The organism is Vreelandella lutescens, from assembly GCF_014640815.1.
Taxonomy (GTDB): Bacteria; Pseudomonadota; Gammaproteobacteria; order Pseudomonadales; family Halomonadaceae; genus Vreelandella; species Vreelandella lutescens.
Genome location: NZ_BMHM01000001.1, coordinates 725,368 through 741,050, shown reverse-complemented (window position 1 = coordinate 741,050; position 15,683 = coordinate 725,368). Strand labels below are relative to the sequence as shown.

The following is a 15,683-nucleotide window of genomic DNA, read 5'->3' as shown; positions in this document are numbered from 1 at the left end:
CAGTACCTGTAAAGTACTCAATTAACGCAATACCGCATCGGCGTATCCCAACTAATTTCAGACCTATATCACTCCTATGCATCCACCCCACTGGAACCTTTTCCTCTGCATAGGAGCTTCAATATGCCCCCACCCTGTAAGCGTTGTGCATCAACACGCATGCTGAACCTGGATACAGCCCAACGCGTGAGCGTAGTGGGCAGCACCTTGATCGGCGGTGCTATTGGCGCATGGCGCGCAACCGCCGTCACCGGCCCACTGCCATTGGCGGTGACTCGCTTTCCGCTGGCAAAACTGCCTGCCGCCATGATGGGTGCCATGGCCGGTGGTCAAACCGGCTTGCGCATCGCCACCTCGCTGTTTGAGCAGTGGCTTCCAGTTGGCAGCGGGACACCGTGGTTATGCTTGTCTTGCGGCTGCACCTACCGCGACGCCTATTCGCCTTTAGCACCTAACGCTTAACCCATCGTTGTTCGCCCTGTGTGGGTCGGATGATCCGCTTACTCACTTTTTCGCGCTGGCCTTTGGTCGGCGCTTTTTTATGTCTGGAGAATGACTCATGGCACATCTCGTTGAACACATGGCTTATGTTGGCGATACCCCTTGGCATGGCCTGGGGCAGCAACTGTCTCGTCATCAACCGCTGGAGGTCTGGCAGCAGCAGGCCGGTATGAACTGGCATATCGAAGAAGCACCGGTACGCTTTATTGCCGAAGGGGCAAGCCACCTTGGCAGCATTCACTCGTTCCCTGAGCAGAAGGTGCTCTATCGCTCAGATACCAAAGCACCGCTGTCGGTGGTGTCGCAGCGCTATAAGGTGGTGCAGCCCGAGGAGATCCTGGAGTTTTACCGTGACCTGACCGAGTACGCCGGGTATGAGCTAGAAACCGCTGGCGTGCTCAAAGGTGGGCGTAAGTTCTGGGCGCTAGCCCGTAGCGGCTTAAGTACGTCGCTTAAAGGTCAGGATGAGGTCAATGACTACCTGCTATTGGCCACTTCCTGCGATGGCACCCTTGCCACCATGGCCACGCCTACCACGGTGCGGGTGGTGTGCAACAACACACTGCAAATTGCCGTCGATGGCACGTCGCAAGCGGTTAAGGTGCCCCACCGTTCAGAGTTTGATCCGCGTGCCGTGAAGCGTCAGTTAGGCATTTCGGTGTCGCAATGGAATGACTTCATGTATCGGATGAAAACCCTAGCGGAGCGTAAAATCACTCGGCAGGAAGCGCAGCAGTATCTTCAGTCGGTGATTTGTGGCGCAGAGAAGCCGCTGGACGATCCTTCAAAACTGCCCAATTACCGGGCGCTGAATAAGGTGCAGAAGCTTTACCACGGTGAAGGCCGGGGCTCTCACTTGGTGACTGCCAAAGACACGGCCTGGGGCTTACTCAATGCAGTGACGGAATACGTCGACCATGACAAGCGGGCACGCAGTAACGATACCCGTATGGACTCAGCCTGGTTTGGTCAGGGGGCACAGCTCAAACAAGAGGCTTTGGATGCCGCCCTACAGCTGGTGTCGTAGCCATCCATACCCCCATCCCCACAAGCGATTCACCTAATGATCATCCTCACCCTCACGGCATAGACGCCCAGCCCCTGAAAAGGCTGGGCGTTTTGCTGTGGGGCTTATGCCGCGAGGTACCCGCATGAGCTTTGTGTCCGACGCCATCGAGATGGCTATCACTCGACTAACCAAACAGCTGCTAGAACACGATGCCCACAAAGCAACGTCGCTGGTGTGTGCCCAGGGCGAGTTTTATCGCGCGGAGATACGCCTGGAGCGTATCGATCCCGCTGACATTGCGCGTCACTTACCCGACGTTCCTGCGCCCGTTAAATGACACACCCCATGAACAGGGCTGACTAGCCCGCATTTCCCTCTTCACGTAAAAGGAGGTGCCCCATGGCACAGCGTACTCATGTAGTAAATGCGTCTTCCCAAAAAGGCCCAGTACCTTCCATTCAAGCAGACGCCAACGCTCAGCACTACCCAAGCTCAGCGGCGCTAGAAGCGCATCCTACAGCTGATAGCACCGCCATTATCCAGGTAATTGAGCGAGCTGCTCTCAACCCTGACGTCGATATCGACAAGATGGAGCGCCTGCTGCAAATGCAGGAGCGCGTGATGGACCGCCAGGCCATGATGGCCTACAGCGCTGCTATGGCAGCGATGCAGACAGAGTTGCCCAGCATTGAAGAGCGCGGCCAAACCAATAACGGCGGCTATGCCACGCTGGAGGATATCGTCGATACCGTGCGACCCATCTTGCAGAAGCATGGCTTTGCGGTGAGCTTCCGTATTCAGACACAGGAGCGCGGTATCCAAGTCACGGGCGTGCTAATGCACAAGGACGGCCACCGGGAAGAAACCAGCATGCTGCTGCCTGCGGACATGAGCGGTAACAAAAATGCCGTCCAGGCATTTGGATCGTCCACCAGCTACGGCAAGCGCTATGTGCTGTGCGCTTTGCTTAACATCACCACACGCGGGCAAGACGATAACGGCCAGACCAGCACACGAGCAGTCTTGAAAAGGGTCACGGCCTTTCAGGCGGGTCAAATTCAGCGACTGATCAGCCAATGCCCAGCCACTACCCAAGAGTGGTTCAGTGGAAAATACGGCGTTGCGGTTCAGGTGCCCCAGGCAGATTTCGACAAACTCCGCGCATCCCTCACCAAACGAGCCGTGAAATAGCGGCTCAGCCCGACCACTCATCGCCTACAGGAGGCGTGTATGCAGATACTCACCATGCCACAAGGCTCGCCGGAGTGGCTGGCGGCGCGTCTTGGGCGCGTCACTATGTCGGAACTCAAGGCATTGCTGGTGAATGGCAAAGGTCCCGGCGGGTTGGGTACCGGAGCCATCACCTACATGCACCAGTTGATCGGTGAGTGTATGACCGGAGAGCTGGCTGAGCCGTTTCAAGGCAATGCCCACACCAAGCGGGGGCAGGAGCTAGAGAGCGTCGCCCGCTCGCTGTATCGCGATATGACTGGCGCACCGAAGCCTAAAGAAGTGGGCCTGATTCTCAACCACAACGTGGGCTACTCACCGGATAGCTTGATTGGCAGAAACGGCCTATTGGAGATCAAGACCAAGCTGCCTAAGTTCCAGATTGAGGTGCTGCTCAGCGGGGAAATACCCGACGAACACGTGCCTCAATGCCAAGGTGGGCTATGGGTTAGCGAACGGGAATGGATCGACTTTGTGAGCTACTGGCCCGGAATGCCGCTGTTTGTGAAACGCGCTTACCGAGACGAGGCTTTGATCGGCACGATTGCCAAGCGGGTTGACGCCTTTCATGAAGAGATGGAGCGACGCATCAGCCAAGTGATGGCTGCGTGACTCATCCGCTGAACCACAATACACATCCACTATTAACGACATAGATGCCGGGGCCACCACCCCGGCATCTTTATTTTTTGGAGGTCATCATGCCCCATAGCAAACTCATAGCCGGTGAAGTGGCAGGCACCTACTTAGTCACGTCACCAGTCACGGAAACTGACATCATCACCATGGCCAAGCGTTTTGCACGCCGCAAGCTCGCCAAAGGCCGCAAGATCTCACAGCCCTCGCAAGCGTTTGAGCATCTACAACTCCTGCTACAGGACTATGAGCACGAAGTCTTCAGCGTGCTGTTTCTGGACAGCCAACACCGAGTGATTCGCTTTGAAGAGCTGTTTCGCGGCACCATTGATTCAGCCAGCGTGTACCCACGAGAGGTACTAAAGGCGGCACTCGCTTACAACGCCGCCGCTGTGATCCTAGTTCATAACCACCCTAGTGGTGATCCTGAGCCTAGTGATGCGGATCGGCGTATCACTGAACGCCTAAAAGAAGCGCTTGGCTTGATGGATGTACGGGTGATTGACCATGTGGTGGTGGGTAGTGATGGGTGTAAGTCGTTTGCGGAGATGGGGTATTTGTAAACACATGCCAGGGTTAATCAGAGCCGCCTTATGGGGCGGCTCTGCTGCGAAGAGCCTTATTTTTTCTTTATATGAAAAATGTAAGTTCAAAAATGAAAAACGAAGCCTGTATAGCACTGCCTACTCTACAATCGCTTTCAACAACGCATCTCGTGCATCCTGATAAAACTGAATGTCGATTTTTGTCGCCATATCGTCGGATAGATCATAAAGCTGACGTCGTGCAGCAACTGGCATGAGCAGTGTACTTGCGCCCTTCTCTACCGCAAGTTCTGCAATATTGACAGCACTACTGATCGGCTCGATAGAACCACCCAGGTTAATCTCGCCGACGACGATCAAGCCGCCTTTAACCGATTTCTTCAGCAAACTACTGCACATAGCTATCAGTGCCGCCATACCTAGCTTAGAACCGCGCTTGGCAGCGTCGAAGGCTCTGAGTTGAACGGAAAACTCGTGGGAACGAGGATCACGGTCACCGATAAGCTGTGTGGACCTGGCATACAGATTCTGCTCGGCATAACGTAGAGACTCTTTGAATGCCGCAGGTGCTGGGTTGTTAAGGATGCGCACCCCAGAGCCTGGACCTTCGTTGACTTCAAGGCGATAAAGTCCTGAATTGTCATCAATATCAACGCCACCTTCGCTGATGGTCCATATCTGGCCGGGTTCCAGCGGGTCATCGCCAATTTCGTTGTCGGCGCGCAACTCTGGTGTGGCGACAAATTTTTCTACGCCATCATCACCAATAAAGTAGCTGAAATGAGTATTACGAAACTCAGCAGCGCCAACGCGCTTTTGCTGCTCTTTAACCCGGCGTCGGACCTCTAGGCCAAGCCGAGTTGCCCATTCCAAATCTTCGTCAGACACTGCCATATCCTGGCCGGGATACATTAACTTGAGTAAGCCCGAGACGGTTTTGTTCACCGCGTTGGTGTCACGACCGCTCAATGCACCACCCAGATGGACACGGTTCTGCATCGCCGAAACACGATTTTGGAAGCGCAGACGGCTCATGCATTCAGAAAAAAAGTCGCTAACCAGGCCAAAGTGATCTGTAGTCAGATCCTTATTCATCTTGGGTACGTCCCAACCAGGAAGATAGCAGTGGATGCGGTCCATCCAGGCAGTATCATCACGCATTTCCGCTGGCAGAGGGCCGAACAGATGGCCTATACGTTGCTGATGCTCAATATCAACATCAAAGTTGCCAACAAATACCATTGAACCGTCAGCACGGATACTCTCCTTCCCACGGCTGAACTCGCCCGATTCCATGTAGCCCTTCATGATATTGATCCCTTCCTTAGTATCGAAAGAGATCCCGCTCACTTCATCAAAACAGACCACATCGTACTGACACACTAGGCCGCGCTGCCCATTAGCATTGTTGACGAACATTTTGGCAATGGTCGCCTTACCCCCTGAAATCAGGTGGGCGTAGGGAGAAACCTGCTGGAACAGGTGGCTCTTACCGGTACCACGCGGCCCCAGCTCCACCATGTTGTAGTTACGTTCTACGAAGGGGATCATCCGCAATAGAATGGCATCTTTGGCACGCTGCGAAAGCTCTGCAGGCTCCAAGCCAATGGAGCGCACCAAAAAGTCCCGCCATTCATCACTACTGAAACTTGTGCGCGCCTCGGCCATCACTTCCAGCACGTTACGTTTAGACATCTGGATGGGACGTAGCTCAGCGATACCAAAGGCATTGCCTTTTTCTTCGGCAATGATGCCGTCGTATTCCAGCGTTACCTCGGCATAAAAGCCGCCAGTCAGTAGGCGCTCATTGTCATCGACAATTTTATCCGGGATACGCACCCGGTTGAGATTCAAGCTAGGCAAAGAAGCCAAGTAGCCGCCTTCTTTCTCCACAAAGCGCACACTGACAATGTCGATCAGCTTGGCTGAACCGGTTTTATAGGCTCGCGCTTTGAACAGCTCTTCCTCACCAGCACGCACGGTGCGATCCGACAACTGGCGTTGAACGATTTCCAACCCTTCTTCAATCTCTGTTGGGTCTGTCGACGCGCAATATCTGCCCAGCATAAACTCGACGACGTAGGTGGGAACCGGAAACTGGCGAGCAAAGGTTCGCACCAGATCCTTGCGCACCAAGTAGCCCTCAAAGACCTCAGCGGACTTGTGGTCCAGCGTATCCATTTCCACTTATTCGCCTCCCACTAATGTCGGTTTTTTCGCCAGCACATTGTCTTGGTCATCCAGCAGTACGATGACCGCCGACGTACCTTCATACTGGTCATCCACCAGTAGATTACATTTGCCCTCTTTGAGGGGCTTGCGCTTAGTGATTTCCGATTCAGAGTCTGCCGAATGTGTGCGGAGAACCGCCACCACACTTTCAGCACTGGTTGCTGCCTGTATCTTGCAGGTTAAGCCAAGCCAGCGCAGATCAGATAAGGTTGCCGTAATATTTGATGCTGCGACTGGAGGCTGGGTACTGCGCACTTCGATTACCGGCGTCAGGCACTCTTGTAAGCTTAAGCCACCATGGTCATAGTGCTGCCCAGCTTTAAAACTACAGGCACCAGGCGCCATGGCGATACTGACTTCGCTGTTCCAGTGCCAGCCTACCTGTTGATAGCCGGTATCTACAGAGTCCTTAACGACAGCGCAGCGGCTCCAGCGGGTTTCGGTCACATATTTGGCCAGTTCAACTTTCGCCATAGGTGCTGGGGTCAGCATCCACCCATGGTCGGTGACGATACGGATTTTTCGCCAACCTGCGGCTATCAGTTCTTCCACTCGCTCTATTATCTCAGCCAACAAGCTGTCGATACGTGCAGCAAGCTTCAGGCCCTTTACGTGTCCTTCCTTGTCGATGTCGCCACTTTGTACCCAAGCATTCGACGTTGGATCACCCGAGTCTCCTTCCGCCAAGTACTGCCAGCCTTTTTCCTGTAAAAACTTCTTCAAGTAATAGGAAGAGAAATCCTTATCGTCATCTAGCAAGCTAGGCTCAAAGTCACGGTCAGTGACTCTGCCGGTCAAACGATCATTTACTGGCGTCACCGCAGCTTTAGCCGTTGCTGTTACGGACGGTAAAGCAGCCCAATTTGACGCTAGTCGCACTTCTCCTAACCGTTGCAAAGCAAGATAAAGACGCTGGGCGATGTCATAGCGAAGGCCATCAACGAAAAAAACCACTTCCCCGCCCACTGCATATTCTGCAGTGGCTTCATTGACTTGGTCAGAGCCAGGATAGCCCTTTGCTTTGACCAAGCCCTGAAAGTTTCGGGTTACCTCATCCAGCCATGGTGTATAAATCAGCGCAAGAACCTGCTGAACCAACACTTGTTGATGGGTTGGTAACGGAAAAGCCAAGGCTTTAAGCACACCATCATCAGCCTGCCAATAGGACGCCTGATATTGCGCTGCCATTTCATCGGCATCTGCCCCGGAAAACACCTTGGCGGTTTTCTCCGCCACTAGGCTCAAATGCTCCAGCACGCCAGCGAGTGGCGCTAAGCTAAGTTCAGACCAAAGCCAGCGACGACGATTGCCGTGCTGTTTATCCAATGTTAGTAAGGCTTGCCGGGCTTGAGCAGAATCCTGGCTGAGCAGGCGGTTTAAGGATTGCTCCAACTGCTGTTCTTCATCAGCGTTAATGGCAGGATAGCTCTCGCCATTGGCCGCCAAGTCAGGTTGGACCTTGAGTAGCAGCTGCGGAATATAAGGATAGTAATGACACGACTCTACATAACGCTGCCATACGCTCTCCCAAATCCCCTGCCGCTGGCAGAGCAACTCGGCAGCGGTCAGCTCGCCCTCTTTCTCAGGGTTAAAGTGGTATTCGGTTTCACAAATGCCAACTAGCGCCTGCCAACGCGACTGATCCCAGCGCTCCAGGCAGCTTTTGCTGTCGTTCATCCAGCTCAGCAGGTCTCTCACTGGGTCACTGCTAACCAGTTTGTTAAAGTCTGCCGCTTCCAGACGGCGGTTGGCCAGCTCCTCGTCTTCACTTTCGAGGGTTTCTGGTAACACGCGCAGCATGGCCTGCTGGGTTTTTTCATCTTTTGCTACATCCAAGCCAGCGCCACCGTTGCTAGACACCAGAAAAGCATTCACTGTCCAGTCACGGCCTGAATTGTTGTAAATCCACCAGCAGCCACGATACTGCAATTCAGCCAATGGCTTGAGGGAATCTGGGCAGGTGCTGATAGCGCGCAAATCCCTGCGCTCAAAACCTGGTAAATAAACAATCGGTATACGGTCAGCTGGCAACTCAACGTCGGGTAGAACGCCCTCAACCACGCATTTGATCCAGATGGCGGGGCCGGTTTTGTCTTCCGGTGCATAGTCGCCCAACACAATTAACTCAGGTAATGCAGCCCGAAGTAATGGCAACGCTGACTCCCACTGGCGCAGCTTATCCGTCCAAAGGATCGCGCTGGGTGCAGCCTGCACATTGGAGTTATAGGTGGCGCTGGCACGTACTTCGTTAGCCAACAGATCAATCAGTTTCATAGCAGCCCCTGGCGGTTGGCTTCGTGCCAGACAAAAGGTGATTTCTTTTTCAAATAATCAGACGGCAGCCCATGCTCCAGATAATCCTGGTACCAGCTCACACGCAACTCACGACACTGCTGGTCATCAAGCCTCAGTCGCTCGATTGTTTCTTCAACCAGACGCATTGCTTTAGCAGCCAGCCGCGGGTTTGGATAAATATGTCCGGTGGACAACTGCAGGCGGAACAAATCAGGCGCAAGGTAGAAAGGCTCCAGTACATCGTTAAAAGCACCTTTACGACTATTCATCGTTGAGCATGCCAAACGATAGTTGCTCCATTCATAGGCCAAATCAGCATTCGTTGACTTGGCTATAAAGTGATCAACACTTGCTGCGCCCATTACTCGCTCAAAATAAACACCAAGGTAGGCACAAATGCCGGAGTATGAGTGGTGCAGGTCAGTCAAACACTCTCGCCAGTACGGCTCGATATTTGCTTTAGGGGGCAGAGGCTGGTTTAAAGAAAACCCTTTCTTTTTAAGATGCGCCAAACCCTTTTTGCGTACCTTTGCATCGAAATCTGCAGGCTCGGGCTGCTCAGTAACAGGGATCATTGCAACCAACCTTGTTTCTCACCCACATAGCGCCAGCGAATCCAGAACGGGTCTGTATCGCCCAGCAAAGTGCGCAACTTGGCATCAAGGTTTTTTGCCAACTGCTCATCAATGACCTCTTCAGAAAGGATCTTTGCCGCTTGCTCCAGAGTATCTTCGGCTTCCAATGACCGCGAACTCCCCAGATCAAAAGCTTCACTGATTAACCAGCGCGACGCATCACCCTGGCGCACAAATGGGCGCCTGCGAAGTACCACCTCACCCTGTTCAAGATCGAGATCAAACCAGGCGTCTTTGCGCTCATCAAACAGCGGCTCAACCGATGCCATAATCAAGGGTGAGTGAGTGGCAGTGATTAGCTGTACATCTGGCCGCTTGGTCAGTTCTTTCATCACATTAAGCAACGCAGGAACAATAGTTCTCTGCCAACTTGGGTGCAGGTGCGACTCGACCTCGTCAATCAAAAATACCACTTGATGGGTGGGATCTTCCCCAAGATGCTCGGCCGCTTTGCGGTGCTCCAGCCAGGCCCAAACCATAAAATAAGCTAATGCCATCACCCGCTTCATACCAGACGATGCATGGAGCACCAGTACATCCTGGCCATAGGGCATGGTAAGTGTCGGGATATCCCTTACATCATCCAGGCTCAATTTGCCCAACTTACCAGGCACCATTGCCTCTTTATCATTCGGTGACAGTACCTTGAGTACTTTCTTCAGCAGTTTGAAGGCTTCCCCTCCCTCCTTCTGCCAAGTAGCCCAGTCCTGCACTAAGCCATTGCAGAGCACACTCCCCTCATCCTCCAGGCCATCCCACACATCCGCAGGGCTAAATACAAAGGCGGGCCTGCGCTCCTGCACATCTACATTATTTTTGGTTTGCCAGTAATTACGCGAAGGATCCCAAACGGCAAAGCTGCCATCACTCATGGCATAAAGCACAAGGCCAGGATTAGCGGGTCGGCCTGCTCGGCCTGTCCAAGCCTCTTCGCGGGGCTGGTAATTACTGTTATAGCTTTCATCTTTGCTTTTACCGGTAAAGGTGAAGCTTATCTCACCGCCTTTTCGTGGCAACGGCTTTACTTTTTTGCCAACCGTCAAGCTGTTGTTAAGCTCTGCTGGCCACTTACGGGTCATCGACCACCAGGCAATGTCCAGCAAAAAACTCTTGCCTAAACCATTATCACCGGTCACCAGGTTTAAACGCTCACCGAACTCCAGCTCCATCAAAGGTGCTGGACCAACATTGGTCAAATTGAGCTCTTTAAGCATCTTTATTCTCCAGCATGGACGAGTTTAATTGCGCTTAGTTTAACGGCCATCTGTCATCAAACCTTGCAAAGGATACGTCTCCATTACCTCTCGCACCAAGCTCTCCGTCCTGGCTTTGAGCTTCTCAATAGTCCAGCTGCTTTCGCCAGCTAATGACTGATTCAAGTATAGCCCGTTGTTATACCCGACTTGGCGGCCCTGGCTATCGGCACGGCTCTGCTTTTCCGCAAAGCTCTTATTACCCAGCGCGCTGTTGTAGCCCGAGATGGTCAGGTTACCCAGACAGTGTGCGTAGGTTTGCCGATATTGTTCAGCTAAAGTGGTATCGCCATCAGCGATCATTTGCACCCAGCTGGCAGGAATATTCTCACCCTGGGGGAAGATATGTTCGATAGTCCAGAGGTATTGTTTGCCCTTCAGCGCCCATAAATCTACTTGAGTTTCACGGGTCATACGGTTTTCTTCCAGAGCGCACAGCACGAAGCGGCAGACGGCTTTATTATCTTCGTAAACTGGGCCTTTAAGGCTTTTTTCAAACTGCGCATCGTTAGCGCTTTCTACAGCAAGGCACTGTTTGATATGGCTGACTACCGCATCACCACTCAGCACCATGATCGCCTCGGTCACATCCATGAAGATGCGCGTCAAATCACGTGTAGGTGGCAAGTCGGTAGTATTACGACGCACAAAGAAGGCGATCAAGAAGTTTACCACCTGCTCTAGATGCTCCTGCTTGAGTTGTAGCGTTGATTGCCGCTCAAACAGCACCAACAGCAGCAAATAGCCAGCGGCACCTTGGATACGGTCCAGTGACAACAGCAGACTCGATAGCTTTGGTTGCTCAGGCACAGCACGGTAGCCAATAATCTGCGCATAATGGTCTGACAGGCGAATCATGCTCTGCAAAAAGCCTTCGGCATCATGGGCTATCAGTTTTTCGTAAACCTGCATCAAGTTCGACTTGGTGGCTACCGGTACCGATACAGTGTCCTTCAGGTCGGGCTTGAAAGCGTTGTAGTACTGACGGAAAAAGCGCTCCTGAACAGCATAATCGTCCCCCAAGGCGTCAAGCACCTTTTTCCAACGGTTGTAATGCTTGTCGATGCTACCGGGATCTTTTGACTCCAGCACGGCCAACAGCTTGTTTTTAATCAGATCAATAGCGGTCAGTGGCACGCCGCGGTTGTTCAGTGACTCAAACAGCGTGTAGGCATCGGAATGCCCAGCCACTTCAATCTTGACCAGTGTGGCGGTATTGACCTTTTCCAGCATCGCCTGAAGACTAGCGACAGGGTCAGTGGCATGTTCTAGGTACAGCTCTATGCGGCTTAAAAAGTGACGAAATGCCTTCATTACCCGCCGATTTCCGGCATTGGCCACGGCTTCTACATCGCTCAGAATGCCTACCTGACCCAGAATCGAGAAATAGTCCTGCTGATTATTATTCTGAACCTGGGGAATCAACCGAGGCTGATCTGGCTTTTTCTTCAATACTAGCTTGTGCTTGAGGTTATACAGTTCAATCTGCTGATCCATTCCAAGATCAGGCAGCGCGCTATAACGATGGTAGACGGCAGACAGCAGCAGCGAAAGTGTGGTCATTCGCTGTTGGCCATCCACCAGCTCCAAGCTTTGTACGGTCAGTGCGTCTTGCGATTGATTAATGCAGATGATCGAGCCAAGAAAGTAATGAGGCTCGTTATCTAGCAGGTCATCAAAGAGCGCGTCCCACTGGGCGCGGCCCCAGGTGTACTCACGCTGGTAGCGGGGAATGGCATAAACCACCCCGCTTTCAATATCGAGGAGCGTGGATACCGGATAGTTATAAACGGATTTAATCATGACTTATTCCTAGCCGCCTGCTTTTCAGCCACGTCCAGATGATGATCATTAATACGTGCACCCTCGCCTTCGTCATATTCCAGGCCAAGGCTGTACCAGGGGGCAGATTCAACGTCTTTGCCGCGGTCTTTGGTCCATTTAATATTGGGTTTCCAACGCAAAATGCCCGCGCCTTTTTTGCTGACATCGCGGGCTAACATATAAGGGCGGATGTTGAGACGCACACCGTCGTTGAGGTCGGGGGTCCAGCCGATGGGTTGTTCGGCGAGGGGCTTCCAGCGGACGAAGATGTCGTAGGGTTGTTCGCCTTCGAGGATGGCTTCGAGTTGTTTTTTCAGGGCTTCGGCGGCGGCGAGGCGTTCCTGGGCGCCGTCTTCGCCGTTGGCCAGGCCGGCTTGCTGGGTGCGAATCCAGTCGCCCAGGTAGGTGTAGATCAAGCGCTCCAGGCCAGCCTTGTCGAACTTGTGGTAGTTGACCAGTGCACTGAAGCCGTCTTTTAGGCCGTCCCAGATATGCCAGATAAAGGGCCGGTGCTGGAAAAGTTTGCAGTGCTGCTCGAAGAACTTGTCGCGCAGCCAGAGGCTGAGGGACTTGCTGCCGACGGCATCGAGCAGGCGGTTTTTCAGCGGGGAGGTCCACGCATCGCCATAGGCGGCTTGTAGCAGGGCTTCCAGGCGCTGATCGGCGGCCTTTTCGCCGCGTACCGGCGGCAGGCAAAGAATGCCGTCGTCATCGACAAAACCGGCCAGTGCCTGGCAGCGCTCGACCCATTCGCGCTGTTCAGCGGCCAGTTCCATATCTGGGTCCAGCTCTGTGGGCCAGCGATAGCCGAGCAGGCGGGCGACGGCGACTTGCAGCACGCTGTCATCAACGCGCAAATCGCCGTGGGCGGTCCATTTTGTCTCTTCGTCCCAAGTCACCGAGCCACAGGGATGGCCGTGGAAGATCCATTGGGTGGGGTCATTGGTGTAGGGCTGGGGGAGGCCGTTGGGGTATTGTTCTTCAGCGACTTTGGTCCAGTGGTCGAGGTCGAAGGGGACTTTACCAAAAGTAGCATTGGTAACATTAAGTTTCTGATCAACCAGTCGAACACTTTTAATAAAGTAAGGTGAAGAACAAAATGACCAAACTGCCGCCAGTTCAGTCTCGTTCTTGGGGATTATTGCTGCGGCATTACTGTCGTAATGAGATCCTTGATGTAAGGTGGCTGGCAGCTGTCCCATTTGGGATATCCTAATTGCCTTAACCCCCCAACCTTGCCAACCTTGCTTCCACCCACCGCTAGCATACTGCGTCTTGGCTAACTCTTCTCTGTACTCAGCAAGCTTACCTTTTCCATTCTCCCATAAAATTACTTGCTGATTTCCAGAATAAAAACCCGTTGATTTAACTGTGCTACTAAAGAATTCGTATCCTTTGGTTATTTCAGGAAGTTCAAAGGAGTACAATACAAACCTAGTATTATCACCTGTCAGCTGACCAGCATAAGAATCTGAAAATTCTTCTAATAACGCTCCAGATAAATCTTCAAAACTAATTCTACAGTCTGGGTTCTCTGACTGTTTTACTTGGCTAAAAGACTTTATTTCCTCGTCAAAAAGGGCCGTGGCTTTACCAATAGCATTTCGATACTCAGAGACATCCACGCCACGGATGCAGTTGACCGAATCGCCACTCTGCAACAGATCAGCTGACTGCACTGAGTAATTACCACGCGAAATACTCACCATAGCGATGTTCGTTATATTACCTGGGCCAACTTCAAAGGCTTCAGCCCCACCACCCAACTTCACGACAAGGCGCCAGTCGCCTTGATGCAACAGCTTTTCGCGGAATTTGCGGTAGCTGGTGAGGAACAGCCAGTTTTGCGGCAATACAACGCTGGTAGTGCCGCCCTGCACACAGAACTCCAGGCAGCGGTCTAGAAACACCGTGGCCAGATCGTTCTTGCCTTCGGGATAATAGCTTTCGCAGTAGTCCTTGAGGGTGTCGTGCTGCTTGCCGCGTGCCAGGTAAGGCACGTTGGTGATCACCCAGGTGTACTGACAGGACAGCAGCTCGGCAGCCTTGGCCAAGCCCTGGGCGACAATGCCGGCCTCCACACGATTGGTCAGGGCAGAGATTTCACCGTCGGCCTGGCTTTGCTGATTAGCCTGATCCTGAGTGAGTGCTTCACCCAGTAGTTGCTGCAATTCGCTCCACTGGGCAATTTGCGCGGCCTTGCTGCGGCGCGGGTTGATCAGGCTGCCGAGTACCGGGGCATCCTTGAAGGTCTGGTACATCCAGTCCAGTGCTATGGTCAGGTTCTGCTTGCCGGCCTTGCGGCTGAGTTCTTTCCACTCATCGCGAGCAGCGGCGATGGACAGGCCACTGCAGGCCAGGTGCAGTTCTGGCAGGGTGCGATAGCCACCGGCACCGGGGTAACGCCAGGCTTCCAGGGCCACAGCAAAGGCGGCCAGCTCGACGCAGCGTTGGTCCAGCTCCAGTCCGTGCAGGTTTTCGCTGAGCACCTTGTCGATGGCTTGTTGGGCACTCAGCTGTTCGGCCTGCATGCGCATCGGGACCAGCATCAGGAAGGCAGCGACCAGGAAGTGGCCGGAGCCGCAGCAGGGGTCGAGGGCTTTGAGTTTGCTTAAGCGTTTGGGCCAGGCATCGAAGGTGCCGGAGGCGGGTTGCCATTGCTGGGTTTGGTCGTCTTGCACAAAGCGCAGGTAGCTGAGTGGCACGCCCGGGATGGCGGCTTTGTTGCGTAGCTCTTGTTCACTGTTAGCGGTTTGCCAGTCGTGGTCTGTTAAGCGTTGACCGGCCCACCAGGCGCCCAGGCTGTTATCCAGCAGGAAGCTGACCATGTAGGGTTCGGTAAACAGCTGGGTTACCGGAGCCAGTTCATCGGCACCGATCTTCACCTGAGACTTATTGACCTGCTCCTTACGCTTGCTTTGCCAGAACTGATAAACCCAACCCAGACTGTCTTGGGCCTGGAAGGTTTCGGCAGCCAAGCCTGTGACCAGTTGCTCTAGGGTGCGCTGATGCTCAGGGGCAAACTCAAGCTCGAATACCGGCGAATCAATACGGAATATCTGTGGCAGCATTTTCGAGGCCAGCACGCCGGCCAGCTCCCAACCACTGTGGCAGCGGTGCTCTAGGTCATCGCGCAGGGCGTCCGGGTCTTGTACTAGCTCACTGCACTCGGCCAGAGTCAGCGGCGTGTGCTCGTCGTACATCAGCAGGTGGTTCTGCTCCAGAAAGCGGGCGAACAACATGCGGTGCCAATGCTCGTAGGCGACTTCGGTGATCAGCTTGTTGGTGCTCTGTTGGCCATTGGCAGCTTTAATATCACCCAATTGGCGGCCATGGGCGCGCAAGCGGTTACGCAGATTGCGCTGGGCATCGCTCAGGTAATCTGCGGGTTTGGTATCGCCCACGGTTAAACGAGTGAGGGCTTGGGTGGCAGCCAGTTCGGCGATATCGCGGGCTTTAACAACGGTAGCTTCCAGGGCGCGGCGCGGCGCTTTCTCAAGGGGTTCGCGGTTCATGATATGAG

12 protein-coding genes are annotated in these 15,683 nt (G+C 53.5%); 6 read left to right on the top strand and 6 right to left on the bottom strand.

What is annotated here, in order from left to right:
* The first annotated feature begins 123 nt into the window (after nucleotides 1-123).
* From IEW65_RS03440 to radC, 6 genes are all read left to right on the top strand, one after another.
* Nucleotides 124-462: a hypothetical protein gene (locus tag IEW65_RS03440; RefSeq protein WP_188638094.1), complete on the top strand. Its 339-nt coding sequence runs from the start codon at nucleotides 124-126 to the stop codon at nucleotides 460-462.
* 97 nt (nucleotides 463-559) lie between these two features.
* Nucleotides 560-1,528 carry a DUF932 domain-containing protein gene (locus tag IEW65_RS03435; RefSeq protein ID WP_159342949.1) on the top strand — a complete coding sequence of 323 codons (969 nt, stop codon included), beginning with the start codon at nucleotides 560-562 and terminating at the stop codon, nucleotides 1,526-1,528.
* Between the two features lie 124 nt (nucleotides 1,529-1,652).
* Entirely contained in the window at nucleotides 1,653-1,847 is a 195-nt protein-coding gene (locus IEW65_RS03430) for a hypothetical protein (protein WP_188638093.1), read from the top strand.
* Between the two features lie 62 nt (nucleotides 1,848-1,909).
* Entirely contained in the window at nucleotides 1,910-2,701 is a 792-nt protein-coding gene (locus IEW65_RS03425) for an ERF family protein (protein WP_188638092.1), read from the top strand.
* Between the two features lie 39 nt (nucleotides 2,702-2,740).
* Nucleotides 2,741-3,352, top strand: coding sequence for a lambda exonuclease family protein (locus tag IEW65_RS03420; RefSeq protein WP_188638091.1), 612 nt, complete (start codon nucleotides 2,741-2,743; stop codon nucleotides 3,350-3,352).
* 44 nt (nucleotides 3,353-3,396) lie between these two features.
* A complete protein-coding gene (gene radC / locus IEW65_RS03415) occupies nucleotides 3,397-3,939 on the top strand; it encodes a RadC family protein (protein WP_479694272.1) in 543 nt (180 codons plus the stop codon).
* Nucleotides 3,940-4,059: 120 nt separating this feature from the next.
* On the opposite strand, the gene brxL is transcribed toward radC, so the two are convergent.
* The 6 genes from brxL to IEW65_RS03385 are packed head-to-tail and all read right to left on the bottom strand — an operon-like array spanning nucleotide 4,060 to nucleotide 15,675.
* A complete protein-coding gene (gene brxL / locus IEW65_RS03410; protein ID WP_229755471.1) occupies nucleotides 4,060-6,102 on the bottom strand; it encodes a protease Lon-related BREX system protein BrxL in 2,043 nt (680 codons plus the stop codon).
* 6 nt (nucleotides 6,103-6,108) lie between these two features.
* The gene (pglZ, locus tag IEW65_RS03405; RefSeq protein ID WP_188638088.1) at nucleotides 6,109-8,427 is read right to left on the bottom strand and encodes a BREX-1 system phosphatase PglZ type B; all 2,319 of its coding nucleotides are present in this window, start codon (nucleotides 8,425-8,427) and stop codon (nucleotides 6,109-6,111) included.
* Complete coding sequence (locus tag IEW65_RS03400; protein WP_188638087.1) at nucleotides 8,424-9,023, bottom strand: HNH endonuclease family protein; 600 nt, start codon at nucleotides 9,021-9,023, stop codon at nucleotides 8,424-8,426. Before IEW65_RS03400 ends, pglZ begins: the two co-directional genes overlap by 4 nt.
* Nucleotides 9,020-10,297 carry an AAA family ATPase gene (locus tag IEW65_RS03395; protein WP_188638086.1) on the bottom strand — a complete coding sequence of 426 codons (1,278 nt, stop codon included), beginning with the start codon at nucleotides 10,295-10,297 and terminating at the stop codon, nucleotides 9,020-9,022. Before IEW65_RS03395 ends, IEW65_RS03400 begins: the two co-directional genes overlap by 4 nt.
* A 39-nt stretch (nucleotides 10,298-10,336) precedes the next feature.
* Entirely contained in the window at nucleotides 10,337-12,139 is a 1,803-nt protein-coding gene (locus IEW65_RS03390) for a DUF262 domain-containing protein (RefSeq protein WP_188638085.1), read from the bottom strand.
* The gene (locus IEW65_RS03385) at nucleotides 12,136-15,675 is read right to left on the bottom strand and encodes an Eco57I restriction-modification methylase domain-containing protein (protein ID WP_188638084.1); all 3,540 of its coding nucleotides are present in this window, start codon (nucleotides 15,673-15,675) and stop codon (nucleotides 12,136-12,138) included. The genes IEW65_RS03390 and IEW65_RS03385 overlap by 4 nt, the downstream gene beginning before the upstream one ends.
* Between the last annotated feature and the right edge of the window lie 8 nt (nucleotides 15,676-15,683).